The organism is Mycolicibacterium arabiense (genome assembly GCF_010731815.2).
GTDB classification, from domain to species: domain Bacteria; phylum Actinomycetota; class Actinomycetes; order Mycobacteriales; family Mycobacteriaceae; genus Mycobacterium; species Mycobacterium arabiense.
Window position 1 is genome coordinate 2,276,479 of the sequence record NZ_AP022593.1, and the last position, 26,199, is coordinate 2,302,677.

Here is a 26,199-nt window from a genome sequence, read left to right on the forward strand (position 1 = left end):
ACGATGGCGAACACTTTCCAGCCGACGGGCCAATTGCTCACCGACCATCGCGCAGGCCGCTTCACCGGCGGCGCCGAATGGTCGCCGAATTCGGTTGTCGTGCCCGCGAATGGCGGCTGCGCAGCGCGCGTCATCGCGACTGCGCCGCATTTCGGGCCGGTCGGCCGCATCTTTGTGATCGCGCGTCGTTCATGTGACTTCCTGCAGCTCTTCGCCCATCGATGGGCAGGCGTCATCGCCCGGCAATTGATCGAGTATGACAGCGATGAGCGGGCGTTTCCATGACTGCTGCTGATCGAACGGAGTTCGTGACCAGGGCGTTGCCACTTCGTGTGCCATACGAGCAAATCTCGTTGCACGCCCGAGACCATTGCCGTTCTCGCGGCGTCGAACGACGAGGAGCCACGTAGCGTCGGCAGTACTGACGATCGGAAAGGCGCGGCAATTGTTCAAGGTGATGTTCTACTCGCCGCGCATCGCGCCCAACACGGGCAATGCGATTCGCATGGTCGCGGGCACGGGATGCGAACTGCACCTCGTCGAGCCGCTGGGCTTCGATCTGTCGGAGCCCAAATTGCGTCGCGCCGGGCTCGACTACCACGACCTGGCATCGGTGACCGTGCACGCCGACCTCGACGCGGCCTGGGCAGCGGTCCTGCCGGCCCGGGTCTTCGCGTTCACCGCCCACTCGGAGACGTCGTTCGCCGCCGTCGACTACCGACCCGGGGACGTCCTGCTGTTCGGACCCGAACCGACGGGGTTGGACGCCGAGACACTCGGCGACCCGAACGTCACCACCTCCGTGCGCATCCCGATGCTGGCGGGACGACGGTCGCTCAACTTGTCGAACGCCGCCGCGGTCGCGGTGTACGAGGCCTGGCGACAGAACGGCTTCGCGGGCGCCACGTGAGCGCGCCGCGGGAGGATCAGTGCCGCTGTTCCCGCACCGGGGGCGCCTGACCGGCAGGCGGCGGGGCCGGGTACCACTCCTCGGGCTCCGGCCAGACGAAGCCCGTCGGGATCGAGTACGTCTCGAACGTCGTGCCGGTGGCGGCCTCGGTGTCGAAGAACGCGAACGCGTTGGCGTCCATGAACCGGCCCGACTGAACCAGCGGGAAGCCCCGCCGCTCGAACTCGGCCGCGCGCTGCTCCCAGGGCCTCTCCTCGCAGTCGAAGGCGACGTGCTGAATGCCTTCGCCGTGGGCGTCGAGGAACTCCTGGAAGATCGACGGACCGTACAGCGGCTCCATGATCTCGACGGCCAGATCGCCGACGTCGGCGAAGCAGACCTTGATCGCGTAGTCGGCGTCGGCGCCGCGGTACGTGCGGCCCGTGACCGTGGCCGAGTCGAAGGTGTACACCCGCCACGGCCCGATGCCGAGCCGCACCAGGCCCTCCATTGTCCGGCGGTGGTCGGCGGTGACGAAGCAGATCTCGATCAGCTTGCCCAAGAAACCATTCGACAGCGTGGTGGCGCTGAGCACCGTGGGCAGCGAGGGGTCGTCGCTCACGAGCGCGCCTCCCGCCGGGTCAGCAGGAAGTACAGCCCACCGGCGACGAGACTTCCGGACAGCCAGGAGAAGTCGGTGTTGCCGAGCGCCTTGGCCAACGGGCCCTGCATCACCGGGACCAACCCGTACTGCCACGACCAACCTGCGACCAGGCCGGCGGCGAGGCTGACCAGTCCGCTGACGTTGAACGCGCGGCCTGGTAGCGCCCGGTCACCCGGATACAGCGACGCGACGTCCAGCGACCCGCGCCGGACCACGAAGTAGTCGACGAGCACGATCGCCGCCCACGGGCTGATCCACACCAGGATCGACACCATCCACTGATCGAAGGCATGGGCGAAGCTGTCGGCGTTGACGAACACCGCCAGCACGCCGGAGGCGACCAAACCCGCGACCAGGGTCACCTTCCAGCGCGCCGCCTGGACGCCGATCGACAGCGCAGCCAGTGAGCACGAGTACAGGTTGAGGATGTTCGTCGCGATCGGCCCGTGCACCAGGAGCAGCAGCACCGGGATCGCCATGACGCCGAAGGTGCTGACCACCAGGGTGGACGGGTCGCTGCCGTGGCCTGCGCTGGCCAGGCATGCCCCCAGCGCGGCGAGCCAGACGGTGGGCAGGTACATGCCGAGCGAGGACGACCAGAACACCGCGCGGGTCGAGGCCGTGACACGGACGAACCTGCTGTAGTCCGACGCGTAGGGAATCCACGTCAGACCCCAGCCGATGCCGATGGCCGTCAGCAGCTGCGTCACCGCGGTGACCTTGTCGCCGCCGTCCATCGGGGTGCCGGTCAGGGTCCAGTTCACGTCGGTGGTCGCCATGGCCATCACGGTCATGACCGCCATCACCAGGACAGTGGCAGGCACGGTGTACTTCTCGAAGCTCCGGATGGCATAGAACCCGTAGAGGGCCAACCCCAGCTGGACGACCATGATGCCGGCGGCCACGGCGACCTCGAGCCACACACCGCCGGTGACGCCGAGTTCGCCGAGCATCGCCAATGCCAGGTCGAGCACCACCCAGGTGTTGACGCCCACCCAGCCCATCGTCAGCGCGAACTGCGCGAGCCCCGGGACGATGGCGCCCTTCCTGCCGAACGGCGCCCGGCCCAGCACCATCTGGTTGACGGCCGTGCGGTGCCCGATGACGTTGAACACGCCGAACACGGCGCACCCGACGACGTTGCCGAGCACCACCACGAGCAGCGTCTCCACCAGACTGAGGCCCAATGTGATGCCGAGTGCGCCCAGCACCCAGTTGATCGGCGCGATGTTGGCGCCCGACCAGATCCAGAACAACTCCCACGGCGAACAGTCGCGGCTGTCGTCGGGGATCGGGTCGATCCCGTGGGCGTCGAAGGGCACCGCGGCATCTGCCGTGGGGTCGGTCGTGGTCGGTGCGTCGAGCGGACTGGTCGACATCGCGGACTCCTGTCGTTGCTGGCACGATCATCGAAACACCGCCCGCGACGGCGAGTGAGTGGATAAACGTCCACCGTCGCCCTCGTTGACTGGATGATGAGACACGTGCTCACGTTCCGTGCCCTGCTCGACGACGCCGCGCTCGAACTCGACCTCCTGGCGCCGGGCGGACCGGGCGATACCGACCGGGAAGTGTTGTGGCTGCACAACACCGAGCTACCCGACCCGTCGCCGTACGTCCGCGCCACCGAACTCGTGCTCACCAACGGGCTGTGGCGCGACGTCGCCGGTGCCGCGGACTTCGTGGCGGCACTCCGACGGGCCCGCGCCTCCGGCCTGATCTTCGGGCTCACCGAGACGACGCCGACGGTTCCGCACGACCTGCTCGACGCCTGCACCGACGCCGGCCTCCCACTCGCGTCGGTGTCGATCGCCGTGCCGTTCACGGCGATCACCGAGGCTGCGGCTCGCATCCAGGGCGCGGCCCGTCAGGAGGCTCTGGCGGGTCTGGTGCGGCGCGGGAACGCGCTTGCGACGGCCATCTCGCGTGGCGGGGGCGCACAGGGCGTGCTCGACGTCCTGCGTCGCGATCACGATCTGCCGCTGGTCGTGGTCGACAGGATGGGCAGGCGACTGGCAGGCGCCGGTGTACACCCCGACTTCGACCAGACCGCGGCGCACGCGCTCGCACGCAGACCCCCGCCGCTCGAGGTCGACCTGCCCGACGGCGGCCACGCGTCGGTGTTCCTCGTCGAGGGGGCGATGGGCGAGGTGGACGCGGGCGTGTTCTGCCTGCGCCCCATGGCCGACCTCACTCCCGAGGAGCAGGATGCCGTCGATCAGGCGGCCCGGTTCCTGAGCCTGGAGGTCACCAAGCAGCAGGCCCTGCAGGCGATCGAGTCGCGGTTCTCCAGCGAACTCCTCGAGATGATCCTCTCGGGCGCCGCGCGGGCCGGCGAGGTTCGAGACAGGTTGCGCGCGTTCGGCATCGACCCCGCCGGTCGGTTGGCGGTCATCACCCTCGTCGTCGGCGACGGCCCACGACGACCCGCCGGGTCGACCGACGAGGTCGAGGACTTCTTCGCCCGACGGGGTGTTCCGGCGGTGGTCGTCGCCGGCAGCCAGGACACCGTCGTCGTCTTCCCGTGGCACGATGATGCCGCGGCGATCGTGACGCTGGCCGAGGAAGTGGTGGCCGCGATGGGCGCCCGCTTTCCCGATGACCGTACGGTGATCGGGATCGGTTCGGTGGCAACCGATTCCGCAGCGCTGCGCGAACCGCTGATCGGGTCGCGCGAGGTGTGCCAGGTGCTGCGCAGGCGCAGTACCGGCTCGCGGGTGGGGACGTTCGCCGACGTCGGTACCCACCGCATGCTGCTCGGCCTGCACGACCGAACGGTGTTGCGACGCTTCGCCGATGACATCCTGGGGCCGCTGCGCAGCCACGACGGCCAGCACGGGACGGAACTCGAACGTACGCTGCGGACGTTCCTCGGCAACGACGGGCAGTGGTCGACCACGGCGGGCGCCCTGTACGTCCACGTGAACACGCTGCGCAACCGCATCGCCAAGATCGGCGAGCTGACCGGACGGGACGTCAGCCGGCTCGAAGACCGGGTCGACCTGTTCCTCGCGATCGAGGCCGACGCGCTGGGCTGACGATCACCGCGGGTCTCATCGGACGCTGCGCGCGGTCGACCACTCCCGCGCGTTGGCGATGGTCGCCATCGGTTGAATCATCGCGTGGTCGAAGGGATTCAGTTCGACGCCTGCGGCGAGCCGCTCGGGCAGATCCGGGTTGGCCAGCGCCCCGCGCGCCACGGACAGCAGGTCGGCGTGCCCTCCGTCGAGGACGTCGGCCGCCTGTCGGGGACCGTGCATTCCACCGTTGGCCATCACCGGTACGCCGCTGACCTCACGGGCCAGCGCCGTGATGGTGCGGCGATCCGAGAACCGCGCGGTGTCGATGAAGTCCCGTCCCTCACTGGCGACGTGCAGATAGTCGACACCCGCTCGAGCCAGCGCGGCGAAGATGACCTCGGCGTCGGCAGGACCACCCGGCCAGCGGTAGGTGAAGTCGTTGACCTTGGTCTGCGACAACCGCACCCCGATCGGGACGTCGGCGCCGACGCGGTCGCGGATCGCCGCAACGACCTCGGCCGTCAACCGGATGCGGTTGACCAGGTCGCCGCCGTAGTCGTCGTCGCGCTGGTTGGTGTAGACGGTGAGGAACTGATCGAGCAGGTAGCCGTTGGCGGCATGGACTTCCACGCCGTCGAAGCCCGCGGCCACGGCCCGCGCGGCCGCGTCGGCGTAACCGGCCGTGACGCTGCGGATGTCGTCGTGGGTGGCGGCTCGGGGCGTGGGCCAGTGGTCGTGACCGCCGTACTCGCCGAGCGGGCGGCCGATCGGGGCGATGGCAGACGGTGCGATGGTTCCGGCGCCGAAGGAGTTGCCCTGGGACAGCGCGCCGGCGTGCATCAGCTGGGCGATGAACGGAACGCCGTGGGCGTGCACAGCGTCGGTGGCGCCACGCCATGCCTCGACGTGTGCCTCGGTCGCCAGGCCTGGCTGATTGAGGTACCCCTGGCTGTGCGTGGTGTCGGTGTAGATGCCCTCGGTGACGATCAACCCGAAACCGCCGCGCGCGAATTCGGCGTAGTAGTCGGCCATCTCCGTGGTGGCCGTGCCGTCCGGGTTCGCCGAGACGCGGGTCATCGGGGCGACGGCGAGCCGGTTGCGCAGCGCCAGAGCGCCGATGCGATGGGGACTCAGGGCGGGGTGTGCGTGCTGCATGGTGTCCTCCTGCTGGGGTGGGGTGCTAGGTACGGGGTGCGACGAATTCGATGGCGAGCGAGGTGGGTCGGTCGCCGTTGATGGGATTGAGGTCCATCGGGCAGGCCGACACGACGATCACGCAATCCATGTCCGCCTCGAGGGTCACGGCGTCGCCGGGGCGGCTCGGCGCGGGTAGCCAACTCAGGTCGCCGTCGGCGCCGACCGGGATGTTCATGAAGACGTTGACCGGTTGTGGGACCACCGGCGTGGTGATCGCGAGGCGAGACAGGGCGATTCGGAGGTTGTCTGCGCACGAGGCGTGCCCGGTTACCCCGAACGCCTCGTAGCGGGCGGGGTCACAGGCGGCGATCAGCATGTCGTGCGCACCTGGTGACGTGTCGGCCGTCAGGGTGAGGATCGGCCGCCGTCGGTTGGTCAGGAAAGGCTCCCCGACGCGCGGGAACAGCCTGCTGACCGACGTTCGGGTATGCGCGGCGGACAGGTATTCGGTCGGGTCGGATGCCGCGAAAGCGAACAGGTCGCCGACCTGGCCGCCCTCGGGGTCGACGAGGCGGAAGCGGTCACCCGCGCGGATGCGGAACGCCAGGCCTTGGCCGGCGGGAATCACCATGTTGGTGGTGTCGTGCGTCAACTCCATGTCCACAGTCAACGTCGCGGTCACGTCGACTGCTCATGTCGTTTCGTTCAGTGACGCCCGGCTTCGGTGTGCGTTCCTCCATGGCCCGTGCCGGTGAGCCTGGTTAGCCTCGGTGCGATGGAGTCCCCCAACGGCGTGGCCCGGGACGCGTGCGAGCGTGCCCTCGCCCGCACCGCGGACGCCGCGGCCCGGTCGACGATGATCACCGTTACCCATGAGCGCGCCCGCCGGGAAGCCGACCGCAGCGGTGGCCGACGCCGCGACGATGCCTTGTTCGGGCCGCTCGACGGCGTCCCGGTGGTGTGGAAGGACCTGTTCGACGTCGCGGGCACCGTCACCACGTGTGGCTCGGCCTCGCTCGCCGACGATCCACCCGCCCGTGCCGACAGCGCGTTGGTGCGGCGGTGCGCCTCGCTGGGCATGGTGACCGTCGGCAAGACGAACCTCAGCGAGTTCGCGTTCTCCGGACTCGGCATCAACCGGCGCTTCGGCACACCGGTCAACCCCGTGGATCCGGCGCTGGTGCCCGGCGGCTCGTCGTCGGGGTCGGCCGTCGCCGTCGCGCTCGGGATCGCGCCCTTCGCGATCGGGACCGACACCTCCGGCTCGGTGCGCGTGCCCGCCGCGTTCAGCGGCTGCGTCGGCTACCGGGCGAGCCGATTTCGGTACGGGGAGCACGACTTTCGGCCACTCTCCCCCACGCTCGACAGCGTCGGCCTGCTGGCCCGCTCGGTGGCGGACGTCCGCCTGCTGGACCGGCTGCTGGTCGGACGCGACGGCCGAGTGCCCGCGGTGCGCCGCGCCGTCGTTCCGTCCGGTGAATGGCTCGACGACTGCACGCCCGCGGTCCGGTCGTCGTTCGATTCGGCCGTCGAGACCCTGCGCGCTGGCGGCGCGGACGTCACGGTCGAGCACGTCGAATCGATGACACGCGCGCAGGAACTCCTCGACGCCCACGGCACGATCGTCGGCGCCGACGCGTACGCCACCTACGGCGCGCTGCTGTCGACGTCGGCGAACATCGAGCCAGCGACCGCGCGGCGGCTCGCCCGCAATGCCGATGTGGCGCAGTCGGTTCGACCGGTGCGCAGCGCGATGGCACCGTTGCGCGCTCGGTTCGCCGCCGAGTTGGCGGGCGCCGTGCTGCTGTGCCCGACGGTGCGGCACGAACCACCACGCATCGACGACCTCCTCGCCTCCGACGAGGTCTACGACGCCTGCAATGCGAGCACCTTGCGCACCACGATGGTGCTGAGTTACCTCGGCGCGTGCGGACTGACGCTGCCGATGCCGGGGCCGATGGGCTTGTTGGTATCCGCCCCGGACGGTGACGACGACGTCGTGCTGGCCGCCGCCGCGGAGATGGAGCGACTTACCAGGTATCCCAGTGCGTCAGCTGCTCGGCCGGCAGACGCTTGGCCTTCTTGAAGTCGGTGCCCTTGGTGTAGGCGACGGGGAACAACCCACCCTGGGAGTACTTGTCGAACGGGATGCCCAGCAGGTCGGCGACCTGCTTCTCGCCGTCGCCCATCAGGTGCAGCGAGGTCCACGCCGAGCCGAGCCCGCGCGACCGCAGGGCCAGCATGAAACTCCACGCCGCGGGCATCAGCGATCCCCAGAAACCGGCGCTCATCCCTGCGGGCGCGCCGTCGGGTCGACCCTCCAGGCACGGGATCATCAGCACCGGCACCTCGTGCAGGTGATCGCTGAGGAACTTCGCGGAGTCGACGACCAGCGGGGTGCGCTCGTCGCGGCTGTCGCCGTACTGGGGCTTGGGGGCGGCGAGGTAGGGATTGGCGGCGATCCGATAGACGTCGGCGATCGCCTTCTTCTTCTCGGGGTCCTCGACGAACACCCACTGCCAGCCCTGCGAGTTGGATCCCGTGGGCGCCTGCAGCGCGAGGTCGAGGCATTCGAGGAGGACCTCGCGCGGCACCGGCTTCTCCAGGTCGAGGCGTTTGCGGACCGAGCGGGTGGTGGTCAGGAGTTCGTCGACGGTCAGGTTCAGCGGCTCGGAGGAAGTCATGTTTCGGAGACTACCCAGCGTGCCTGAGGGTCACCCGCGCCAAGGTTTGCGTCCAGTGGTGACGCGCAGCACGTCGCTCCAGGACGCGTCAACGAATGATGACGGTGCACGGCGCCATGTGTCCGCTGGCAGAACGGCCTCCAGTGTGGGGGTTGTGCACGCACGAGGGGTGTTCTGCGTACAGGAGGCCCACGCTCGGCAGGGGTTCGGCGCTGCGCCAAGCGAGGCGCAGCACGGTCTCGCTCCCGTACGCGTCAACGATTGATGACGGTGCGCGGCGCCAAGTGCGCTGCCAGCGTCCGTACGTGAACGACGCCTCTCGGCAGGGGGTTGACGGTGGCGCCGAGCGTGCACTCAGAACGGTCGCTCGTACGCGTCAACGAATGATGACGCTGCGCGGCGCTATGTGTCCGCTGTCGGCGTCCGCGCGATGAACCACGCCTCGAGTGTGGGGGTTGTGTACGCACAAGGGGCGTTTTGCGTGCATAAGCCCCACGCTCGGCCGGGGGCTCGGCGGTGGCGCCGAGCGAGCGCGCAGCACGTCGCTCCCGGACGCGTCAACAAATGATGACGCTGCGCGGCGCCAAGTGCGCTGCCAGCGTCCGTACGTGATCGACGCCTCGAGTGTGGGGGTTGTGTACGCACGGGGGGCGTTCTGCGTACATAAGGCCCACGCTCGGCGGAGAGTGTGGGCCGAGCGTGCGCAGAGATCGCCCGGCGAGCGGCGTGTCGCCCGCAGACACGCACGCTCGCGGGAGGAGGGGCTTACCTACTGGCCCACGCTTACTGGAAGTCGCGCGACCGTGACGCCACGCGCAGGTCGATAGGCCGCAGCTCGTCGGCGACGATGGTCACCGCGCCCGTCGCGTTCTGCACGATGCCGCGGATCACCAGCGCCGACGCCGTCTGCGCCAGCCTGCGGTGCCGCCCCCACACCCCGCGCGAGCACATGACGTTGACCATCCCGGTCTCGTCCTCGATGTTCAGGAACGTCACGCCCTGCGCGGTGGCCGGGCGCTGCCGGTGGGTCACCGCACCCGCGATCAGCACCCGGGTGCCGTCGCGCACCGAGAGCAGCCGATCGGCGGGCACCACCCCCATCGCGTCCAGCTTTGCCCGCAGGAACTGCACGGGGTGACTGTCCGGCGACACCCCGGTGGCCCAGACGTCGGCCGCGGTCAGCTCGAGGTGCGTCATGCCGGGCAGCGACGGCACGTGGGACGACGACCCGACGCCCGGCAACCGGTCCGGCCGCTGACTGGCCGCCGCCCCCGCCGCCCACAACGCCTCACGCCGCTCGATGCCGAAGCAGTTCAGCGCACCCGCGGTGGCCAGCGCCTCGGTCTGCGGCACCGACAGCTGAACGCGACCGGTCAGGTCGACCAGGGACGTGTACGGGCCGTTGGCATTTCGCTCGTCGACCATCTGCTCGGCGAGATCGGACCCGATGTTTCGAACCGCGCCGAGGCCCAACCGCACCTCCATGCCCGAGTTTTCCAGCGTGGCGTGTGCCAGGCTCGCGTTGACGTCGGGACCATGCACGAGCACGCCGTGGCGTCTCGCGTCGGCGACCAGCGACTGCGGGGAATAGAAGCCCATCGGCTGCGCGCGGAGCAGCGCCGCACAGAACACCGCCGGATGGTGCAGCTTGAACCACGACGAGTAGAACACCAGCGAGGCGAAGCTCAGCGAATGGCTCTCGGGGAAGCCGAAGTTCGCGAACGCCTCCAGCTTCTCGTAGATCCGGTCGGCCACGTCGCCGGTGATGCCGTGCCGGGTCCGCATGCCGTCGTAGAACCGGTCGCGCAGGCGTCGCATCTTCTCGGTCGACCGCTTGGAGCCCATCGCCCGGCGCAGCTGGTCGGCCTCGCCCGCGGAGAACCCTGCGCAGTCGACGGCCAACTGCATCAGCTGCTCCTGGAACAGCGGCACGCCCAACGTCTTGTGCAGCGCCGGCTCCATCGACGGGTGGTCGTAGACGACCGGCTCCTCCCCGTTGCGCCTGCTGATGTACGGGTGCACCGACCCACCCTGGATGGGGCCGGGGCGGATGAGCGCCACCTCCACCACCAGGTCGTAGAAGACCCTCGGCTTCAACCGCGGCAGCGTCGCCATCTGCGCCCTGGACTCGACCTGGAACACGCCGACCGAGTCGGCCCGCTGCAGCATCTCGTAGACGGCGGCCTCCGAGAGGTCCAGCTGCGACAGGTCGACGTCGATGCCCTTGTGCTCGGCGACCAGGTCGATGCAGTAGTGCAGCGCCGAGAGCATTCCGAGGCCAAGCATGTCGAACTTCACCAAACCGATTGCCGCACAATCGTCCTTGTCCCACTGCAGCACGCTGCGGTTCTCCATGCGCGCCCACTCCACCGGACAGACGTCGGCGATCGGCCGGTCGCAGATCACCATGCCCCCGGAGTGGATGCCCATGTGCCGGGGCAGGTTCTTGACCTGGAGCGCCAGGTCGATCACCGACTCCGGGATGTCCTCGACGTCGGGCGAGTCGGGTAGCCCGTTCCACCGGCTGATGTGCTTGCTCCACGCGTCCTGCTGGCCCTGGGAGTAACCGAGGGCACGGGCCATGTCGCGCACCGCGCTGCGCCCGCGGTAGGTGATGACGTTGGCGACCTGCGCGGCGTAGTCGCGACCGTAGCGGTCGTAGACGTACTGGATCGCCTGCTCCCGCAGATCCGACTCGATGTCGATGTCGATGTCCGGAGGTCCGTCACGCGCCGGCGACAGGAACCGCTCGAACAGCAGGCCGTTGGCCACCGGGTCGACGTTGGTGACGCCCAGGGCGTAGCAGACCGCCGAGTTGGCCGCCGATCCCCTGCCCTGGCAGAGGATGCCGTTGTCCCGGCAGAACCGCGTGATGTCGTCGACCACCAGGAAGTAGCCAGGGAAGTTCAGCCGAGCGATGACCTTCAGCTCGTGCTCGATTTGCGCGTACGCATGCGGCGCACGCTCCCGCGGGCCGTACCGCCGCTCGGCGCCGGTCATGGTCAGCTGCCGCAGCCAGCTGTCCTCGGTGTGCCCCTCGGGCACGTCGAACGGCGGTAGTTGGGGCGCGATCAACGCCAGCTTGAACGCACACTGTTCGCCCAGATCGGCTGCCGCCGTGACGATCTCGGGGCAGTGCGAGAACAGCCGGGCCATCTCCTCGCCCGAGCGCAGGTGCGCCCCACCCAGCGGCGCCAACCATCCCGCCGCCTCGTCCATCGAGTTGCGCGCCCGAATGGCGCCCATCGCCATGGCCAGCCTGCCCCTGGAGGGTTCGGCGAAGTGCGCGGCGGTGGTGGCGACCACGTCGACGCCGAAGCGGGGTGCCAACCCGGCCAGCACGGCGTTGCGCTCGTCGTCGAGCGGGTGGCCGTGGCGACTGAGTTCGATGCTGACGCGGTCAGCGCCGAAGCGGTCGACCAGGTCGGCAAGCGCCGCCTCGGCCGCCTCCAGCCCGCCCGTCGAAAGCGCTTGCCGAACATGTCCCTTGCGGCAGCCGGTCAACACGTGCCAGTGCCCGCCCGCCGCTTCGGACAGGCTGTCGTAGTCGTAACGGGGCTTGCCCTTCTCCCCGCCGGCCAGGTGCGCCTTGGCGATCTCACGCGACAGCCGCCGGTACCCCTCCGGTCCACGGGCCAGGACCAGCAGGTGCGGGCCCGGCGGGTCGGGATCCTCGGTGCGGGGCACGTTCCCGAGCGACAGCTCCGCACCGAACACCGTCGACACGTCGAGTTCCTTGGCCGCCTCGGCGAACCGCACCACGCCGTAGAGCCCGTCGTGGTCGGTCAGCGCGATGGCGCGCAGGTCGAGCCTGGCCGCCTCCTCGACCAGTTCCTCGGGCGTGCTGGCGCCGTCGAGGAAGCTGTAGGCGGAGTGGGCGTGCAGTTCGGCATACGGGATGGCGGAAGGCCGACGCTTCTCCCCCACCGGCTCGTAGGCGCCACGCTTGCGCGACCAGGCCGGGCTGTCGCCACCGTCGCCCGTCGGTTCGGCGATGGGCAGGCCCGCCCGGCGTGGCTTGCTGGTGAGGACGCGCTCCATCTCCGTCCACGTCGAAGGTCCATCGTTCCAGCCCACCCATGAATGCTATCGAACATGCGTTCGATCTTGTAGTCATCCTCCGGCTGACACTCCTCGACCAAGTCGCGATCCGGAGACCTTCCCCGGGCATCACCCCTGACGGTCGTGCGCGGCGCGGGCTCGACGCAGCGCCCACCACATCGACAGCAAGTAGCCGGGAGACGGCGGCGTCCAACCCAGTTGCTGCGCCATGCCGAGATCATCCCGGTTTGCCCAGTGTTCGATGACCAAGCCGTCGGCAGTGCGCAGCCAGTGCGTCTGAGTGATGGCGAAACGGCGTCCCCGCGCCGGGAACGCCGCGACGGGTCGGGCATCGGGCCCGTAGCTGACGAACGTACCGGTCTGGATGCCGCGCATCGTCACGTGGACGACGACCAGGTCACCGTGTTCGACCACGTCATGGACGTCCCACGCCAGATCGTCGAATGCCTCCTGCAGCCACAACGCCGTCGCGCGGTAGGCGAGGGGCCCCAAGCCCCGGGCCGCCGGCGGTTCGGCGATCGCCTCGCGGTTCACCGCGCGCGGGTGAATCACCTCGGCGAACTCGGCCGGCTCGGACGTCGCCATGAGGTGGATGGACCGAACGCAGAGTTGCGCACGGTCTGTGTTCGGAACTGGTGTCGGGTTCACGAGTTCAGCCTCGCTCACCGCACGCCGCGGTAGGTGGAGAGAACGTGGAGATCGTAGGGAGGTCCTGATCTTGTAGTGGTGGCATTGACCCCGCAGGATGGATCGATGAGTCGACTTCGTCGCACGCTGGGCGTCCTGTTCGCGTCGATGACGGCAGCGCTGGTCGTCGCAGCACCGGCATCGGCGGATCCCGACGTCACCATCACCTTCGTCCGGCACGCCGAGTCCGCAGGCAACGCCAGCGGCATCATCGACACCACCGTGCCAGGGCCGTCGATCACGCCCGAGGGCGAACGGCAGGCCAAGGAGGTCGCCGTCGAGCTGGCTCGCACGCCGCACGACGGCATCTACGCCTCGTCAATGATCAGGACCCAGCAGACGGCGCAGCCCCTCGCCGACCAACTCGGCCTCCCCATCGTCGTCCTGGACGGCCTGCGCGAGATCGAGGCGGGCGACCTCGAAGGCACCCCGGAGCGCGACGCCCTGACCGGCTACTTCCAACCACTTCGGCAGTGGCTCGACGGCGACCGCGCGGCTCGCATCCCCGGCTCCATCGACGGCAACGAATTCGACGCCAGGTTCGACCAGGCCGTCGACGCCGTCTATGGCAGCGGCCAGCAGCAGCCCGTCGTCTACTCCCACGGCGCGGCCATCGCGATGTGGACGATGCTCAACGTCGACGATCCCCCGCTCGACCTCGCCGAGTCCAAGCCATTGCCGAACACCGGCCGCGTCGTCGTGCGCGGCAACCCGCACGACGGCTGGCACCTCGTCGAATGGGACGGCGCAGAAGTCGAGTGACCGCGGCGATGAGTTCCACGCCGCAGCCGAGTCGACATCGTCAAGAGGATCAGATTCTGGAGGAGGCACCCATGACCGAACAGACCGTGACTCGCACCGCCAAGCCCCCCGTCGTCGACCAGGCGACCTGGAGCGCCGCGCTCGACGACCTGCGCCGCCGCGAGAAGGCGGCCACCCGAGAACTCGACGCCATCGCAGCGCAGCGCCGACGCCTGCCCATGGTCGAACTCCCCGAGTACACGCTCGCAGGCGAGGACGGACCCGTCCGGCTCGCCGACGTGTTCGACGGTCGCAGCCAATTGATCACCTACCACCACATGTGGACCGACGGCGCCCAGTGGCAGTGCGGCGGGTGCACCGGATTCACCTCGCAGTTCACCCGGCTCGACTTCCTCGACGCCTACGACGCCCGCTTCGTCGTCGTCACCAACGGTCCGATCGAGGAGGCGTTGGCCTACCGGACGAAGGTCGGCAATCGCATGGACTGGTACTCCTCGGCGGGCAGCTCGTTCGGCGCCGACGTCGACGCCGCACCCGGAGAAGGGTTCGCGGTCAACGTCTTCCTGCGCGACGGCGACACCGTCTACCGCACCTGGCACACCAATGGCCGCGGCACCGAGCAATTGAGCCACACCTTCGCGCTGATCGACCTGCTGCCGTGGGGACGCCAGGAGGAATGGCAGGACTCCCCCGAGGGCTGGCCGAAGTCGCCGACCTACTCCAAGTGGCTCGACTCCCCCGACGTCGCCAAGTACTACGGCCCGGACGGAGCCGGGCGATGAGCGCACCGACCCGGGAGCGCTACGTCGCCACCCGCACCATCGCCGCCAGTCCGTCCGAGGTGTTCGCCGTGCTGGCCGACCCGACGCGGCACCGGGACACCGAACCCGGCGACTGGGTCCGCGACGCGATCGACACCGAGCCGATCACCCGGGTTGGCCAGATCTTCGCGGTGAACATGTTCCTCGAGGCGGCCGGCGGCCACTACGTCATGCACAACCTGGTCACCGAGTTCGAGCCCGACCGCACCATCGCCTGGCTGCCCGGCCAACTGGACGACGCGGGCAAGCATGGGCCGGGCGGCTGGTGGTGGCGATACGACCTGCGGCCCAACGGTTCCGGCACGGACGTGACGATCACCTACGACTGGAGCGGCACCGAGCAGGGCTTCCGCGACGCGGTGGGGGTGCCGGTCTTCGGCCCCGAGTTCATCGACGAGTCACTCGCCGCGCTGGAGCGTGCCGTCGTCGGGTGAGCTAGCCCGGCAACGGATTCGGGTTCAGTCGACGTACTCCGCGGTGCCGTCGTCGAGTACCAGACGAGCGTTGGAGCCGTCGGGCTCGGCGGCCTCGGTGCGGTACACGGCGTGACCCGGTTCGGTGCGCCACACCGACGTCGTCAGGGTCTCGCCCGGGAACACCGGCGAGGTGAACCGCGCGCCGACGGCCCGGATCCTGGTCGCGTCGCCGCCACCCAGTTCCGCCACCAGCACGCGGCCCGCAACACCGTAGGTGCACAGGCCGTGCAGGATCGGCTTCGGGAAGCCCGCGAGGTTCTGCGCGAACCACGGGTCGCTGTGCAGCGGGTTGCGGTCACCCGAGAGCCGGTAGATCAGCGGCTGGTCCTCCGTGGTGGGCAGCGGCACCTTCGCGTCGGGCTCGCGGTCGGGGAACACGGGGGCGGCGGGCCGATCGCCCGGCTGTCCGCCGAAGCCGCCCTCGCCGCGGATCACGGCAGTGGACCACGATTCGGCGACGACCTCGCCGGTCTCGGGGTCGGTGCCGGTGCCCTTGAGCACGAGGATCGCGTTCTTGCCCTCACCCTTGTCCTGGATGTCGGCGACCTCGGAGGTGACGTCGAGCGCCCCGGCGGGCGGCAGCGGCGCATGCAGGCGGATCCGCTGGCTGCCGTGCAGCAGCATCGCCCAGTTGAAGGAACCGACGTGCGCGGCGGCACCCCATGCCGGACAGGCGATCACGGCATAGGTGGGTAGCACCTGCTGCTCGATGTCGTGACTGTTCTCGGTCGTGAACGCGAGGTCCTTGGTGCCTGCCCCGACGCCGAGTGCATACAGGAGCGTTTCGCGGTCGGTCCACGAGAAGCGCTGCGGATCGGTCTTGGCACCGATGGCGTCCGGATTGATCGGCATTGGAATGTCTCCCTGTGGGCGAAGGCGTTCAGTCGGGGTCGTGACGGACAGTAGCCGACGGCGCGAGGGGGCATTGACGTTCCCGGCGCCGAGGACGACCATGACCCGAATGCGCTATGTCGTTACCGGCGGTACCGGGTTCATTGGTCGCCGTGTCGTGTCCAAGCTTCTGTCCTCAACGAGCCCCACCGGTGACGCCCCCCAGGTGTGGGTGCTGGTGCGACGCGAGTCGCTCGGGCGCTTCGAGCAGCTCGCCGAACAGTGGGGCGACGGAGCGAAACCGCTGGTGGGCGACCTGACCGCACCGAACCTAGGGCTCAGCGACCAGACGCTGGCCGACGTCGGCCGGGTCGACCACGTCGTGCATTGCGCGGCGATCTACGACGTCACCGCCGACGACGCCCAGCAGCGGGCCACCAACGTCGACGGCACCCGGGCCGTCGCGGACCTGGCGTCACGCCTGGGTGCGACCCTGCACCACGTCTCCTCGATCGCCGTCGCGGGAGACTTCCGCGGCGAGTACACCGAGGAGGACTTCGACGTCTCCCAGAACCTGCCCACCGCCTACCACCAGACGAAGTTCGAGGCAGAGCTGCTGGTGCGCTCGACGCCCGGATTGCGGTACCGCGTGTACCGCCCCGGCGTCGTCGTCGGGGACTCCCGCACCGGCGAGATGGACAAGGTCGACGGCCCCTACTACTTCTTCGGCGTGCTGGGTCGGCTGGCGAAGTTGCCGTCGGTGACGCCGGTGCTGCTGCCCGACGTCGGCCGCACCAACATCGTGCCCGTCGACTTCGTCGTCGACGCACTGGTCGCGCTGATGCACGCCGAGGGCCGCGATGGTCAGACGTTCCACCTCACCGCCCGCAAGACGACCGGGCTCCGTGGCATCTACCGCGGCATCGCCAAGGAGGCCGGGCTTCCCCCGCTGCGGGGAGCGCTGCCGCGCGCCACCGCCGTCCCGTTCATGAATGCGTCCGGCGCGGCGAAGGTGCTGCGCAACATGGCCGCAACCCAGCTGGGCATCCCCGGCGAGGTGCTGGACGTCGTCGAACTCGCGCCGACGTTCGCCTCGGAGCACACTTCGGAGGCGTTGCGGGACAGCGTAATCACTGTCCCCGACTTCGCCGACTACGCACCCCGGCTGTGGCGGTACTGGGCCGAGCATCTGGATCCCGACCGGGCCCGCCGCGACCATCCCGCGGGCGCGCTGGTCGGCAGGCACGTCGTCATCACCGGCGCCTCGAGCGGCATCGGTCGCGCCTCGGCCATCGCCGTCGCGGAGCGGGGAGCCACCGTGTTCGCCCTGGCGCGCAGCGCCGACGCACTCGACGACCTGGTGGCCGAGATCCGCGAGAAGGGCGGGCGGGCCTACGCATTCACCTGTGACGTCACCGACTCGTCGTCGGTCGATCACACCGTCAAGGACATCCTCGGCCGCTTCGGCCATGTCGACTACCTGGTGAACAACGCCGGCCGGTCGATCCGCCGCTCGGTGAGCGCGTCGACCGACCGCCTGCACGACTACGAGCGCGTCATGGCGGTCAACTACTTCGGCGCCGTACGAATGGTGCTGGCGCTGTTGCCGCACTGGCGGGAGCGCCGATTCGGCCACGTGGTCAACGTGTCCAGTGCGGGCGTGCAGGCCAACAGCCCGAAGTACAGCGCCTATGTTCCGACGAAGGCCGCGCTCGACGCCTTCGCCGACGTGGTGGGCACCGAGACGCTCTCGGACCACGTGACGTTCACCAACATCCACATGCCGCTGGTGAAGACGCCGATGATCGCCCCGTCGCGCCAACTCAACCCGATGCCGGCCATCACCGCCGAACACGCCGCGGCAATGGTCGTGCGAGGGCTCGTCGACAAGCCCGCGCGGATCGACACCCCGGTCGGGACGCTGGCCGATCTCGGAACGTACGTCGTCCCGAAGTTGTCCCGCCGCATACTGCACCAGCTCTACCTCGGGTATCCGGACTCCCCCGCGGCCCGTGGGGAGAGCCCCGCGGAGCCCGCGGTGCGACGGTCGAAGCCGCCCGCCCGGCCCGCCGTTCCCCAGGTGCGTCTCCCCGGCGCGATCACCCGGCCCGTCACGCGGGCGGTGCGACTGATCCCCGGCGTGCACTGGTAACCGCCTCGCCCCTATCGTTGGCGGCGTGACGGAGGCCGAGGCGTTACCCGTGTTCGCCGACGTGGACACCGGCGTCGACGACGCCATGGCGCTCGCCTATCTGTTCGCGAGCGACGACGCCCACGTGGTGGGCATTGCCTCCACCGCGGGCAACGTGCCCGTCGATCAGGTGTGCACCAACAACTTCGGGCTACTCGAACTGTGCGGTCGCACGGGGATACCCGTATCCAGGGGAGCCGACGGTCCGCTGTCGATCCCGCTGCGCACCGCCGAGGACACCCACGGCCCGGAGGGACTCGGCTATGCCCGATTGCCTCCCGTCGACGGACGACTGACCGACTACGACGCGGCGCAGGCGTGGGTGCGCGCGGCGCGGGAGCATCCGGGGAAACTGGTCGGCCTCGCCGTGGGCCCGCTGACGAACCTCGCGCTGGCGATGCGCATCGAGCCCGCACTGCCGCGGCTGCTGCGGCGCCTGGTGATCATGGGCGGCGCCTTCGGCTACCGCGGAAACACCACGCCGGTGTCCGAGTGGAACGTCCACGTGGACCCCGAGGCAGCCTCCGAGGTCTTCAACGTGTGGGGCGCGGCGTGGGGGTTGGAGAAGCCCTCGCACCTGCCGATCGTGTTGGGCCTCAACCTCACCGAACACGCCGCGATGACACCGTCGACGCTCGGGCGCCTCGCCGCCGCAGCCGGGTCGTCGACCACGCCGATGAGCGTGCTCGACGACCGCGGCACGCGATCGGCCGCCGCGAATCCCCTGATCCGCGTCCTCGAGGATGCGATGCGGTTCTACTTCGAGTTCCACTTCGACCAGGGCGAGGGATACCTCGCACACCTGCACGATCCACTCGCCGCCGCGGTGGCGCTCGATCCCGACCTGGTGCGCTACCGGCAGGCGACGGTCGACGTCGAGCTGACCGGCACGTTGACCCGCGGGATGACGGTGGCCGATTGGTCCGGCGCGTGGGGTCGTTACCCCAACGCGCACATCGGTGTCGAGGTCGACCCCGAGGCGTTCTTCGACCGCTTCATCGCCCGGGTGGGGCCGTTCGCGGCGAGCCTGGTCTCCTAGTCGTCGCCGACGGTGAGCGTCACCTCGATGTTGCCGCGGGTGGCGTTCGAGTAGGGGCACACCTGGTGCGCCTTCTCGGCCAGCGCCTGCGCCGCGTCGTGATCGAGGTTGGGCAGGGTGATCTCCAGCTCGACTGCGAGACCGAAACCGCCGCCGTCGATCTGACCGAGCGAAACCCGTGCTCCCACTGCGGAATCGGAGACGTCGGCCTTCTCCTGACGGGCGACCAGTCGCAGCGCCGAGTGGAAGCAGGCGGCGTAGCCGACGGCGAAGAGCTGCTCGGGGTTGGTGCCGTTGCCACCGCCACCGAGTTCGGTCGGCGTGGCCAGGTCGAGGTCGAGGCGTCCGTCGGAGGTGCGGCCGTGGCCGTCCCTGCCCTCGCCGGTGGCCAGTGCCTCTGCGGTGTAGAGAGTCTTCACGAGTCTTTCCTTCCTTCGGATGCGCTGAGCGCATCGGTGAGTCGACGGACCGCGTCGCGCAGGCCCTCGGCGTCTCGAGCGGTCATGCCGGTCGCGGAGAACAGCTGCTCCGGGATGCACTCGGCCCGGCCCGAGAGCCGGCGGCCCTCGGGGGTGAGGGTGACCTCGACGACGCGCTCGTCCTCGCGTGACCGCTGCCTGCTGATGAGACCGCCGGCCTCCAGGCGCTTCAACAACGGGGACAGCGTGCCGGAGTCGAGGTGCAGCCGGTCACCGAGACGCCGGACGGTGACCTGCTCCTCCTCCCACAGCACCAGCATCACGAGGTACTGCGGGTAGGTGAGGTTCAGTTCGGCCAGGATCGGCCGGTAGGCGGCGGTCATCGCGCGCGACGCCGAGTACAGCGCGAAGCACAACTGATCATCGATTCCGACCACCGCCATGCCAAGGACGGTAGCCCTCAATTCAATTGTGCACAATCAATGTGTCGACGATCTCACTCGTAGACCCCTTCGAGGTACCACCTCCGCTGCCGGTAGCACAGCAGCATCGCGCATCCCGGACCTGCCTCCGACGGCGCCTCGAGCAGCACCTGCATGCGCGCGGTCCGCCCGGGACCGGACTGCCGGGTCGAGGAATGCCCCCCGTCCCACCATCTTTCGTCCACCGGCCACGGCCCTGCCCACCAGCTCACCGTGCCCACCCGCGCGCCGCGATCGGCCCCGGCCGCGGGAAGCAATGCAGCCACCAGCGGGGTGGGCGAATCCGCCACCCGAAGACGCGCCGGATCCGTGGAGAGCATCCCGCGACTGGTCACCCGCACCGGCGTGCCGTCGACGTCGAGCACCTCCACGGGATCGTCGAGCAGCACCGTCGGCGACGGATCCGGCAGCTGCCCCGGCCACGGCTGCGTGGGATCGGCCCGCGGCACCGGTTCGTCGCCCAGCGGGGTGAACGAGATGCGTTCGGCCGGCCCACGCCCACCACTGAGCACCGGCACCCGCACCGCTTCCGGCCCCAGCAGACCCTGCACCCGCACCAGTGCCCGTCGGGCCCGCAGCCTGTCCTCGTCACCGGACGATCCCCACAGCGGCAGCTGCAACGCCGAGGACGACACCACCTCCACCGGGTGCAGACGCAGCATGGTGATGGGCGCGGTCGGCCGGTCCTGCATGCGCCGGTTCAGCCAGCCGTCCAGCTGCCAGCGCACGCGGTCGGCCGTGGCATCCTCGGTGAGTGGTTCCGCGCACCGCCAAACCCGTTGCAGTTCTTCGCCGTTCTCGGTGACGGCGTGGATGGCCAGTCGAGTGCAGCCGATGCCCGCCGCCTCCAGGCTGCGGTGCAGTTCGGCGGCCAGCGACCGCCCGGCGAATGCCGCCGCGTCGACCCGCTCCACCGGTGGATCGCACATGCGCACGGCGTCGAGGTCCAGCGGCGGCTCCCTGCCCGACGGCCCACGCGAGGACTCGCCGCGGGCGAACCGGTGGGCGGCCACGGCGTCCGCACCGAAGCGGGACGCCACGTCGGTGCGGGACAACTCGGCGAACTGGCCGACCGTTCGGATGCCCATGCGCCACAACAGGTCCGCCAATTCGTCGCGGTGAGGATCGGCCAGGCTCGGCTCGGCGGCCAGCTGGCGGATGGACAGCGGTGCCAGGAACCGGGCGTCCTCCCCCGGTTCGACGATCCGGCCTGCCCGCGCCGCGAACACCGCGGTGGCCAGCTGGTCGGCGACACCGACCTGACACTCCGCGCCGGCAGCCGCCACGGCGTCGACGAGCCGCTCGGCCGCGCCCTGCTCCGAACCGAAGTAGCGGGCCGCCCCGCGGACCGACAGCACCAACAGCCCCGGCCTCAACACCTCGGCGCGGGGCACCACCTCGTCCACCGCCGCCGTCACGCCCTCGAAGTGCCGCGCGTCGCGGGCCGGGTCGGCGGCCGCGACGTGCAACTGCGGACACCGCGCCTGCGCCTCCCGGCGCCGCAGCCCGCGGCGTACCCCGGCCGCGCGCGCCGCGGCCGAGCAGGCCACCACGCGATTGGCCAGCGTCACGGCCACCGGCTCGGTCGGCGGCAGACCCGCTGCCGCCGCGGCCGCCACGGCAGGCCAGTCCATGCACCAGATCGCCAGCACCCGGGTGGCCCTGACCGTGGTTGCCCTGACCCTGGTTGCCCCGACCGAGGCGGCCGGCCCCGTCACGTCACCCGCCCACGGCGCGCAGCGGATCACTCGCCCGGCCGCGGCCACGCATGGCCAGCCGCACGCGGCTGATCCGGCCGCACCCCGGTATCGGCGCCCCCGCGCCCGCACCCGTCACGTCGAAGCCGCAGACCCTGGCCTCCAGCCGGGCCGACGCACCCGGCCAGTCACCATTGGAGACCAGCAGGGTGCACTGCTTCTGCCGGGCACGCGCCGTCACCGCCCGCGCCCTGGTCGGCGCGACGGAACGTCCGCCCAGATTCAGCACCACCAGATCCAGGCCGTCCATCAGGACGGCGGCGACCTCGACCGGATCGGTGCCCGGATCGGGGATGACCGCAAGCCTGCTCAGGTCGGCGCCCATCTCGACTGCCGCCAGCAGTCCTACGTCGGGCATGCCGACGATCGCGGCATGCCCGCCTTCCGACGTCACCGCGGCCACCATCGCGAGCAGGAGCGACCGCGCCCCCGACAGCACCGCCACCGCCCCCTTGGGCAACCCCTTCGGAAGCAGATCCGCCAGCGATTCCGGCACCGGCAGCAAAGTCTCGGAGTCGGGTAGCAGCGCCTGTCGGGGTGTCGCGGTAGGCTGCGGCGAAGCAGTGCCTGCAGACCCCTTTCCGGACATTGCGGCCATCTTGCGACGCAGCTGTTCTACCTGCTCAGAGCGGTCGGAGCGGTGTTGGCGCAGACCCGTCGCACTGGTCACAGAAGCACCTCCCGCAACATCTGAATCAGGCGTTCAATCGAACACTTGTTCGATACGTCGAGTAAACACTCACCCTCCGACAACCGTCAAGCGGATGAGGCTCCAAAGAGGGCCGCTCGGGCGTGTCGAGCCGCGGGGTCGGCCGCCTCTCCCCCCCGGTCGCTCCGCTCCTGCCCGCCAGCCCCAGTCGAGAGCGTCTCGGAATGACCATGCGGCGATTTGCCTCGTCGGTTAGAGTCAAGATCGCCAGAACCCACTTCGGGATGGGGCTGGTGTACGGGCCATGAACCGCAGGCAGAGGGACTCTTCTCGGGTCCTCGAAACCGAACCACGGACCGTGCGGGATCGCGCTGCGATCCGCCGAAGATCACGTGTTCGCTACTCGGGGATAGTCAAAGGACAGCATCATGAAGTCGAATCGTCTGGCTCGTCGCATCGCGGCGGCCGTGGGCGGAACCGCGATCGTTGCCATGGTCGGCTTGACTGCCGCCTGTGGAACCGACGAGGAAGAATCCCCCGAAACCACGACCACCACCACCACTGAGACATCGGCCCCTTCGGTGTCACCCACCGAGAAGTCGATCAACCCCACTGGCGGAAACCTCTTCACGCCGTCGATCAAGGCGCCCCCGGCGCCGACCGCCGTTCCTGGCGACAACTGACATCGCGCAGCCTCGGGAGCGTTGACCGACCCACCACCCCGTCACCGGGGCCGGTGGGCCGCGTCGGCGGCTCCCGAGGTACTGCGACAGTTCGACTCACGTGGCTTCTCAGCCGTCACACCCCGTGACCGCGTCGCCGAGACGCGGCAGGCCCGGATGCTGGTTGCTGGTCTCGATCGTCGCCGTGAGCCTGCTGGTCGCCTCCGATCTGAGAATGCGACCGGACCCTCGGGCCCACACGATCGACGGACCATTCGCACTGCTGCTCGCGGCGTCGACCGATCTCGGCCCCGCACGTGGTGACCACGTTCAACTGACCGCCACCCTCAACCGGGCCGAGCAGCCCCGTGCACTCACCGAATGGGCTGCCGGACAAGAACTCTCGGTCCGATGGCGACCCGGCGACGGCTGGGCGGTGCTCGAGGGAGCACCGACCGCGGTGGCCAACGCCTTCGCCGTCGAGGTCCACGACTACCGCGGCAAGCGCGGCCAGGAGTTCTACGCCTCACCGCAGCAACCGCAGGTGCCGCCATCCCTGCGGCACGAGGTCGCCGAACTCGGCCGGATCCTGAGCTACATGCCGCACAGCATGTCCCGGCCGGACCTGCCGCTCGACGTGCCCGACCGCGGCCTGGACCCCACCGCACTGCTCAACACCTACAACGTCACCCCACTGGCCCGCGCAGGGTTCACCGGCAAGGGCCAGACGATCGTGATCTTCGCGTTCGACGGCTTCGCCCAGACCGACCTCGACACGTTCACCTCGACGTTCGGACTTCCGCCGTTCACCCCCGTCGTGGTCGGTGGCCAGGCGGGCAGGCCCCGCGGCGAGTTGACGATGGATCTGCAAGTGGCGCATGCCATTGCGCCCGACGCGACCAAGGTCGTCGTCAACGCCAGACCCACCGTCGAGGGCGAGGGTGGCTACGTGAAGATCGGCCAGATGCTCGAGCAGACCGACCGCGACTTCCCCGGCGCGGTGTGGAGTTTCTCCATCGGATGGGGTTGCGACAAGCTCCTCACCGCCGCGGATCTGGCACCGGTGCGCGCGGCGCTGGTGCGCGCACACCGCAACGGGACGAGTTCGTTCAACGCCAGCGGTGATCTCGCCGGACTGGAGTGCCGGGGCGGCGACGACTGGGACTCACCACCCGGCGCGTCAGACGTCGGATTGGACTCCGTCGCTTCACTTCCCGAGATGACCAGCGTCGGCGGCACCACGCTGTCGACCGACTCCGCCGGCGGCTGGCTCTCCGAGCAGGCCTGGTTCGACGTGCCACTGTCCCAGGGCACCGGCGGCGGGGTGTCCACGCTGTTCGACACCCCGCCCTGGCAGCAGGGCATGATCACCAGCGTTGCGCCGGAACGGAACGGCGGCAAGCGCATGACACCGGACATCTCGGCGGTGGCCGATCCGTTCACCGGGGTGAAGATCGTGCTCGACGGCAATCTGGTGGTCGGTGGCGGCACGTCGCAGTCAGCGCCGATATGGTCCGGGCTGGCAGCGGTGATGAACCAGTACCTGCTCGCCAACGGCGGCCGCGAGATTGGCGACGCGAACCCGGTGCTGTACCGCATCGCCGCGGGAGCGCCGCTGCCCGCCTTCCGCGACGTGACCCTTGGCGGCAATGCCGTCGACACGGCGGGCCCGGGGTATGACCTCGTCAGCGGACTCGGCACCCCGGACGTCGACAACCTGGTCCGCAACATCCTCATCCTTCAAAGGGCAACGCGATGAGCACAGACGACACGACCACCGACGACGACCGCCCCACCATGGAGTGCTCGGTCTGTCAGACCGACGTCCCCGCCGGTGAGTTCTGCGGCCTGTGCGGCTGCCATCTCAAGGAGCAGCCCGGCAATGGGCCGGAGTGGTTGCGGTGGCGCGCTTTCAGCGCCTCCCCCGGCGAGAACCTGTTCACGCCCAACATCGTCAGCTCGTTGTTCCCCCACCTGGCGTCGGGCTCGCGAACGCCGTTCCTGCTCGGGCTCTGCCTGCTGCTGGCGGCGCTGGTGGCCGCGACGGTCTTCCGCCTCCCCGGCGCGCTGATCACCGTCGCCGCCCTGGGTCTGCCGCTGCTGTTCCTCATCTACCTGCAGGAGGCCGACGTCTACCGCGACATCCCGTCGGCGACGCTGGTGGGCACCGCTGCGCTCGGCATCGGCATCGGTGTCGGCTGGGTGCTGCTGACCGGCGAGATGGTCTCCAACGCCTACGACGTCCCCCTCGGCGCGGGCGTCGCGGCGGCCCGAGTGCTACGCGACGGTCTCGGCGTTCCCCTCGGCGGGATGCTGCTGATGCTCGCCCCTGCGGTGATCGTCCGGCTGGTACGTCCTGGCGGCCGGGAAGCGTTGGACGGCTTCGCGATCGGTGCGCTGGGCGCCCTGATGTGCACCGGCGCGGCCACGCTCACCCGGCTCGCGCCGCAGTTCAAGACCGGCATGGTGGCCAAGGCCAGGCCGATCGACGGACTGATGGTCGAGGCGGGCATCCGCGGGATCGCCGTCCCGCTCACCGCCGCATGCGTCGGTGGCCTGATCGGCGCCGCGCTCTGGTTCACCCGCCCGGCGAACAAGAAGCATCAGCACCGCAACTTCGTGCGCCTCACCCTGTTCCTCATGGGCATCGCGGTGATGGCCATCTACGCCGCCCTCGGATTGGTCGACGTGGCGCAGGTGTCCCAATTCGTGCAACTGGCAGTTCATCTCGCCGTCGCTGCCGTGGCGCTGCTGCTGCTCCGGGTGGGTCTGCACCTGGCGCTGCTGCACGAACAGCACGACGAGATCTTCGACGAACCCATCCAGTGTCCGCACTGCGGTCACGTCATCCCCGACATGGCGTTCTGCCCCGCATGCGGCGCGGCAACGCACGCGGCGTCCCGGTCGTCGCGGTCGGCCCGACGTGAGGCGCGACCGGTGCGCATCGAACCGGACGGGGCGACGTAG

The 26,199-nt window shown here is 69.7% G+C and carries 24 protein-coding genes; 12 read left to right on the forward strand and 12 right to left on the reverse strand.

Features of this window, described 5'->3' with window-relative positions; translation table 11 throughout:
• Positions 1-3 precede the first annotated feature (3 nt).
• On the forward strand, positions 4-285 hold the full coding sequence (locus tag G6N61_RS30835; RefSeq protein ID WP_235887512.1) for a hypothetical protein: 282 nt from the start codon (positions 4-6) through the stop codon (positions 283-285).
• A gap of 160 nt (positions 286-445) precedes the next feature.
• Positions 446-910 carry a tRNA (cytidine(34)-2'-O)-methyltransferase gene (locus tag G6N61_RS12640; protein ID WP_163918840.1) on the forward strand — a complete coding sequence of 155 codons (465 nt, stop codon included), beginning with the start codon at positions 446-448 and terminating at the stop codon, positions 908-910.
• Between the two features lie 16 nt (positions 911-926).
• On the opposite strand, the gene G6N61_RS12645 is transcribed toward G6N61_RS12640, so the two are convergent.
• A complete protein-coding gene (locus G6N61_RS12645) occupies positions 927-1,511 on the reverse strand; it encodes a VOC family protein (RefSeq protein ID WP_198339339.1) in 585 nt (194 codons plus the stop codon).
• The gene (locus G6N61_RS12650; protein ID WP_163918841.1) at positions 1,508-2,932 is read right to left on the reverse strand and encodes a cytosine permease; all 1,425 of its coding nucleotides are present in this window, start codon (positions 2,930-2,932) and stop codon (positions 1,508-1,510) included. The genes G6N61_RS12645 and G6N61_RS12650 overlap by 4 nt, the downstream gene beginning before the upstream one ends.
• 96 nt (positions 2,933-3,028) lie before the next feature.
• On the opposite strand from G6N61_RS12650, the gene G6N61_RS12655 reads away from it, so the two are divergent.
• Positions 3,029-4,591, forward strand: a complete 1,563-nt coding sequence (locus G6N61_RS12655) for a PucR family transcriptional regulator (RefSeq protein WP_235887513.1) — start codon at positions 3,029-3,031, stop codon at positions 4,589-4,591.
• A gap of 15 nt (positions 4,592-4,606) precedes the next feature.
• Here the strand turns inward: G6N61_RS12655 and G6N61_RS12660 are convergent, their stop codons facing one another.
• Both G6N61_RS12660 and G6N61_RS12665 read right to left on the reverse strand, forming a co-directional pair.
• Positions 4,607-5,728 carry an oxidoreductase gene (locus G6N61_RS12660; protein ID WP_163918843.1) on the reverse strand — a complete coding sequence of 374 codons (1,122 nt, stop codon included), beginning with the start codon at positions 5,726-5,728 and terminating at the stop codon, positions 4,607-4,609.
• 25 nt (positions 5,729-5,753) lie between these two features.
• Positions 5,754-6,392: a DUF1989 domain-containing protein gene (locus tag G6N61_RS12665; RefSeq protein ID WP_235887514.1), complete on the reverse strand. Its 639-nt coding sequence runs from the start codon at positions 6,390-6,392 to the stop codon at positions 5,754-5,756.
• A 93-nt stretch (positions 6,393-6,485) separates the two neighbouring features.
• Between G6N61_RS12665 and G6N61_RS12670 the strand changes: the two genes are divergently transcribed.
• Positions 6,486-7,796 carry an amidase family protein gene (locus tag G6N61_RS12670; RefSeq protein ID WP_163918844.1) on the forward strand — a complete coding sequence of 437 codons (1,311 nt, stop codon included), beginning with the start codon at positions 6,486-6,488 and terminating at the stop codon, positions 7,794-7,796.
• On the opposite strand, the gene G6N61_RS12675 is transcribed toward G6N61_RS12670, so the two are convergent.
• The 3 genes from G6N61_RS12675 to G6N61_RS12685 form a co-directional block, all read right to left on the reverse strand.
• A complete protein-coding gene (locus G6N61_RS12675; RefSeq protein ID WP_163918845.1) occupies positions 7,741-8,394 on the reverse strand; it encodes a nitroreductase family protein in 654 nt (217 codons plus the stop codon). The genes G6N61_RS12670 and G6N61_RS12675 overlap by 56 nt on opposite strands.
• A gap of 783 nt (positions 8,395-9,177) precedes the next feature.
• Positions 9,178-12,471, reverse strand: coding sequence for an error-prone DNA polymerase (locus tag G6N61_RS12680; RefSeq protein ID WP_163918846.1), 3,294 nt, complete (start codon positions 12,469-12,471; stop codon positions 9,178-9,180).
• Between the two features lie 93 nt (positions 12,472-12,564).
• Positions 12,565-13,041, reverse strand: a complete 477-nt coding sequence (locus G6N61_RS12685; protein ID WP_163918847.1) for an ester cyclase — start codon at positions 13,039-13,041, stop codon at positions 12,565-12,567.
• Between the two features lie 168 nt (positions 13,042-13,209).
• Here G6N61_RS12685 and G6N61_RS12690 point away from each other — a divergent pair, with 168 nt between their 5' ends.
• The 3 genes from G6N61_RS12690 (at position 13,210) to G6N61_RS12700 (ending at position 15,160) form a co-directional block, all read left to right on the forward strand.
• The gene (locus G6N61_RS12690) at positions 13,210-13,905 is read left to right on the forward strand and encodes a histidine phosphatase family protein (protein ID WP_163918848.1); all 696 of its coding nucleotides are present in this window, start codon (positions 13,210-13,212) and stop codon (positions 13,903-13,905) included.
• A gap of 71 nt (positions 13,906-13,976) precedes the next feature.
• A complete protein-coding gene (locus G6N61_RS12695) occupies positions 13,977-14,687 on the forward strand; it encodes a DUF899 domain-containing protein (protein ID WP_163918849.1) in 711 nt (236 codons plus the stop codon).
• On the forward strand, positions 14,684-15,160 hold the full coding sequence (locus G6N61_RS12700; protein WP_163918850.1) for an SRPBCC family protein: 477 nt from the start codon (positions 14,684-14,686) through the stop codon (positions 15,158-15,160). The genes G6N61_RS12695 and G6N61_RS12700 overlap by 4 nt, the downstream gene beginning before the upstream one ends.
• Before the next feature lie 24 nt (positions 15,161-15,184).
• On the opposite strand, the gene G6N61_RS12705 is transcribed toward G6N61_RS12700, so the two are convergent.
• The gene (locus G6N61_RS12705) at positions 15,185-16,054 is read right to left on the reverse strand and encodes a MaoC family dehydratase (RefSeq protein WP_163918851.1); all 870 of its coding nucleotides are present in this window, start codon (positions 16,052-16,054) and stop codon (positions 15,185-15,187) included.
• Positions 16,055-16,163: 109 nt separating this feature from the next.
• Between G6N61_RS12705 and G6N61_RS12710 the strand changes: the two genes are divergently transcribed.
• Both G6N61_RS12710 and G6N61_RS12715 read left to right on the forward strand, forming a co-directional pair.
• On the forward strand, positions 16,164-18,185 hold the full coding sequence (locus G6N61_RS12710) for an SDR family oxidoreductase (RefSeq protein ID WP_179973617.1): 2,022 nt from the start codon (positions 16,164-16,166) through the stop codon (positions 18,183-18,185).
• A gap of 25 nt (positions 18,186-18,210) precedes the next feature.
• Positions 18,211-19,263, forward strand: coding sequence for a nucleoside hydrolase (locus G6N61_RS12715; protein ID WP_264077043.1), 1,053 nt, complete (start codon positions 18,211-18,213; stop codon positions 19,261-19,263).
• On the opposite strand, the gene G6N61_RS12720 is transcribed toward G6N61_RS12715, so the two are convergent.
• The 4 genes from G6N61_RS12720 to G6N61_RS12735 all read right to left on the reverse strand — a co-directional run bounded on the left by G6N61_RS12720 (position 19,260) and on the right by G6N61_RS12735 (position 22,591).
• Positions 19,260-19,682 carry an organic hydroperoxide resistance protein gene (locus G6N61_RS12720; RefSeq protein ID WP_163918853.1) on the reverse strand — a complete coding sequence of 141 codons (423 nt, stop codon included), beginning with the start codon at positions 19,680-19,682 and terminating at the stop codon, positions 19,260-19,262. The two genes, G6N61_RS12715 and G6N61_RS12720, sit on opposite strands and share 4 nt — an antisense overlap.
• On the reverse strand, positions 19,679-20,125 hold the full coding sequence (locus G6N61_RS12725) for a MarR family winged helix-turn-helix transcriptional regulator (protein ID WP_163918854.1): 447 nt from the start codon (positions 20,123-20,125) through the stop codon (positions 19,679-19,681). The genes G6N61_RS12720 and G6N61_RS12725 overlap by 4 nt, the downstream gene beginning before the upstream one ends.
• 53 nt (positions 20,126-20,178) lie before the next feature.
• The gene (locus G6N61_RS12730) at positions 20,179-21,798 is read right to left on the reverse strand and encodes a DNA polymerase Y family protein (protein ID WP_163924790.1); all 1,620 of its coding nucleotides are present in this window, start codon (positions 21,796-21,798) and stop codon (positions 20,179-20,181) included.
• A gap of 85 nt (positions 21,799-21,883) precedes the next feature.
• Positions 21,884-22,591 (reverse strand): DnaE2-dependent mutagenesis accessory factor ImuA', encoded by a 708-nt coding sequence (locus G6N61_RS12735; protein ID WP_163918855.1) that lies wholly within the window; start codon positions 22,589-22,591, stop codon positions 21,884-21,886.
• 407 nt (positions 22,592-22,998) lie between these two features.
• Here G6N61_RS12735 and G6N61_RS12740 point away from each other — a divergent pair, with 407 nt between their 5' ends.
• The 3 genes from G6N61_RS12740 to G6N61_RS12750 all read left to right on the forward strand — a co-directional run bounded on the left by G6N61_RS12740 (position 22,999) and on the right by G6N61_RS12750 (position 26,199).
• Complete coding sequence (locus tag G6N61_RS12740) at positions 22,999-23,253, forward strand: hypothetical protein (protein WP_163918856.1); 255 nt, start codon at positions 22,999-23,001, stop codon at positions 23,251-23,253.
• Between the two features lie 214 nt (positions 23,254-23,467).
• Positions 23,468-24,991, forward strand: a complete 1,524-nt coding sequence (locus G6N61_RS12745) for a S53 family peptidase (RefSeq protein WP_235887629.1) — start codon at positions 23,468-23,470, stop codon at positions 24,989-24,991.
• The gene (locus G6N61_RS12750) at positions 24,988-26,199 is read left to right on the forward strand and encodes a zinc ribbon domain-containing protein (protein ID WP_163918857.1); all 1,212 of its coding nucleotides are present in this window, start codon (positions 24,988-24,990) and stop codon (positions 26,197-26,199) included. Before G6N61_RS12745 ends, G6N61_RS12750 begins: the two co-directional genes overlap by 4 nt.

Coding starts and splice junctions, on each gene's coding strand:
- G6N61_RS12730 (WP_163924790.1), bottom strand. CDS start 21,798: ATGGACTGGCCTGCCGTGGCGGCCGCGGCGGCAGCGGGTCTGCCGCCG.
- G6N61_RS12695 (WP_163918849.1), top strand. CDS start 13,977: ATGACCGAACAGACCGTGACTCGCACCGCCAAGCCCCCCGTCGTCGAC.
- G6N61_RS12740 (WP_163918856.1), top strand. CDS start 22,999: ATGAAGTCGAATCGTCTGGCTCGTCGCATCGCGGCGGCCGTGGGCGGA.
- G6N61_RS12650 (WP_163918841.1), bottom strand. CDS start 2,932: ATGTCGACCAGTCCGCTCGACGCACCGACCACGACCGACCCCACGGCA.
- G6N61_RS12750 (WP_163918857.1), top strand. CDS start 24,988: ATGAGCACAGACGACACGACCACCGACGACGACCGCCCCACCATGGAG.
- G6N61_RS12660 (WP_163918843.1), bottom strand. CDS start 5,728: ATGCAGCACGCACACCCCGCCCTGAGTCCCCATCGCATCGGCGCTCTG.
- G6N61_RS12710 (WP_179973617.1), top strand. CDS start 16,164: ATGCGCTATGTCGTTACCGGCGGTACCGGGTTCATTGGTCGCCGTGTC.
- G6N61_RS12670 (WP_163918844.1), top strand. CDS start 6,486: ATGGAGTCCCCCAACGGCGTGGCCCGGGACGCGTGCGAGCGTGCCCTC.
- G6N61_RS12675 (WP_163918845.1), bottom strand. CDS start 8,394: ATGACTTCCTCCGAGCCGCTGAACCTGACCGTCGACGAACTCCTGACC.
- G6N61_RS12685 (WP_163918847.1), bottom strand. CDS start 13,041: ATGGCGACGTCCGAGCCGGCCGAGTTCGCCGAGGTGATTCACCCGCGC.
- G6N61_RS12690 (WP_163918848.1), top strand. CDS start 13,210: ATGAGTCGACTTCGTCGCACGCTGGGCGTCCTGTTCGCGTCGATGACG.
- G6N61_RS12745 (WP_235887629.1), top strand. CDS start 23,468: ATGCGACCGGACCCTCGGGCCCACACGATCGACGGACCATTCGCACTG.
- G6N61_RS30835 (WP_235887512.1), top strand. CDS start 4: ATGGCGAACACTTTCCAGCCGACGGGCCAATTGCTCACCGACCATCGC.
- G6N61_RS12705 (WP_163918851.1), bottom strand. CDS start 16,054: ATGCCGATCAATCCGGACGCCATCGGTGCCAAGACCGATCCGCAGCGC.
- G6N61_RS12700 (WP_163918850.1), top strand. CDS start 14,684: ATGAGCGCACCGACCCGGGAGCGCTACGTCGCCACCCGCACCATCGCC.
- G6N61_RS12655 (WP_235887513.1), top strand. CDS start 3,029: ATGAGACACGTGCTCACGTTCCGTGCCCTGCTCGACGACGCCGCGCTC.
- G6N61_RS12725 (WP_163918854.1), bottom strand. CDS start 20,125: ATGGCGGTGGTCGGAATCGATGATCAGTTGTGCTTCGCGCTGTACTCG.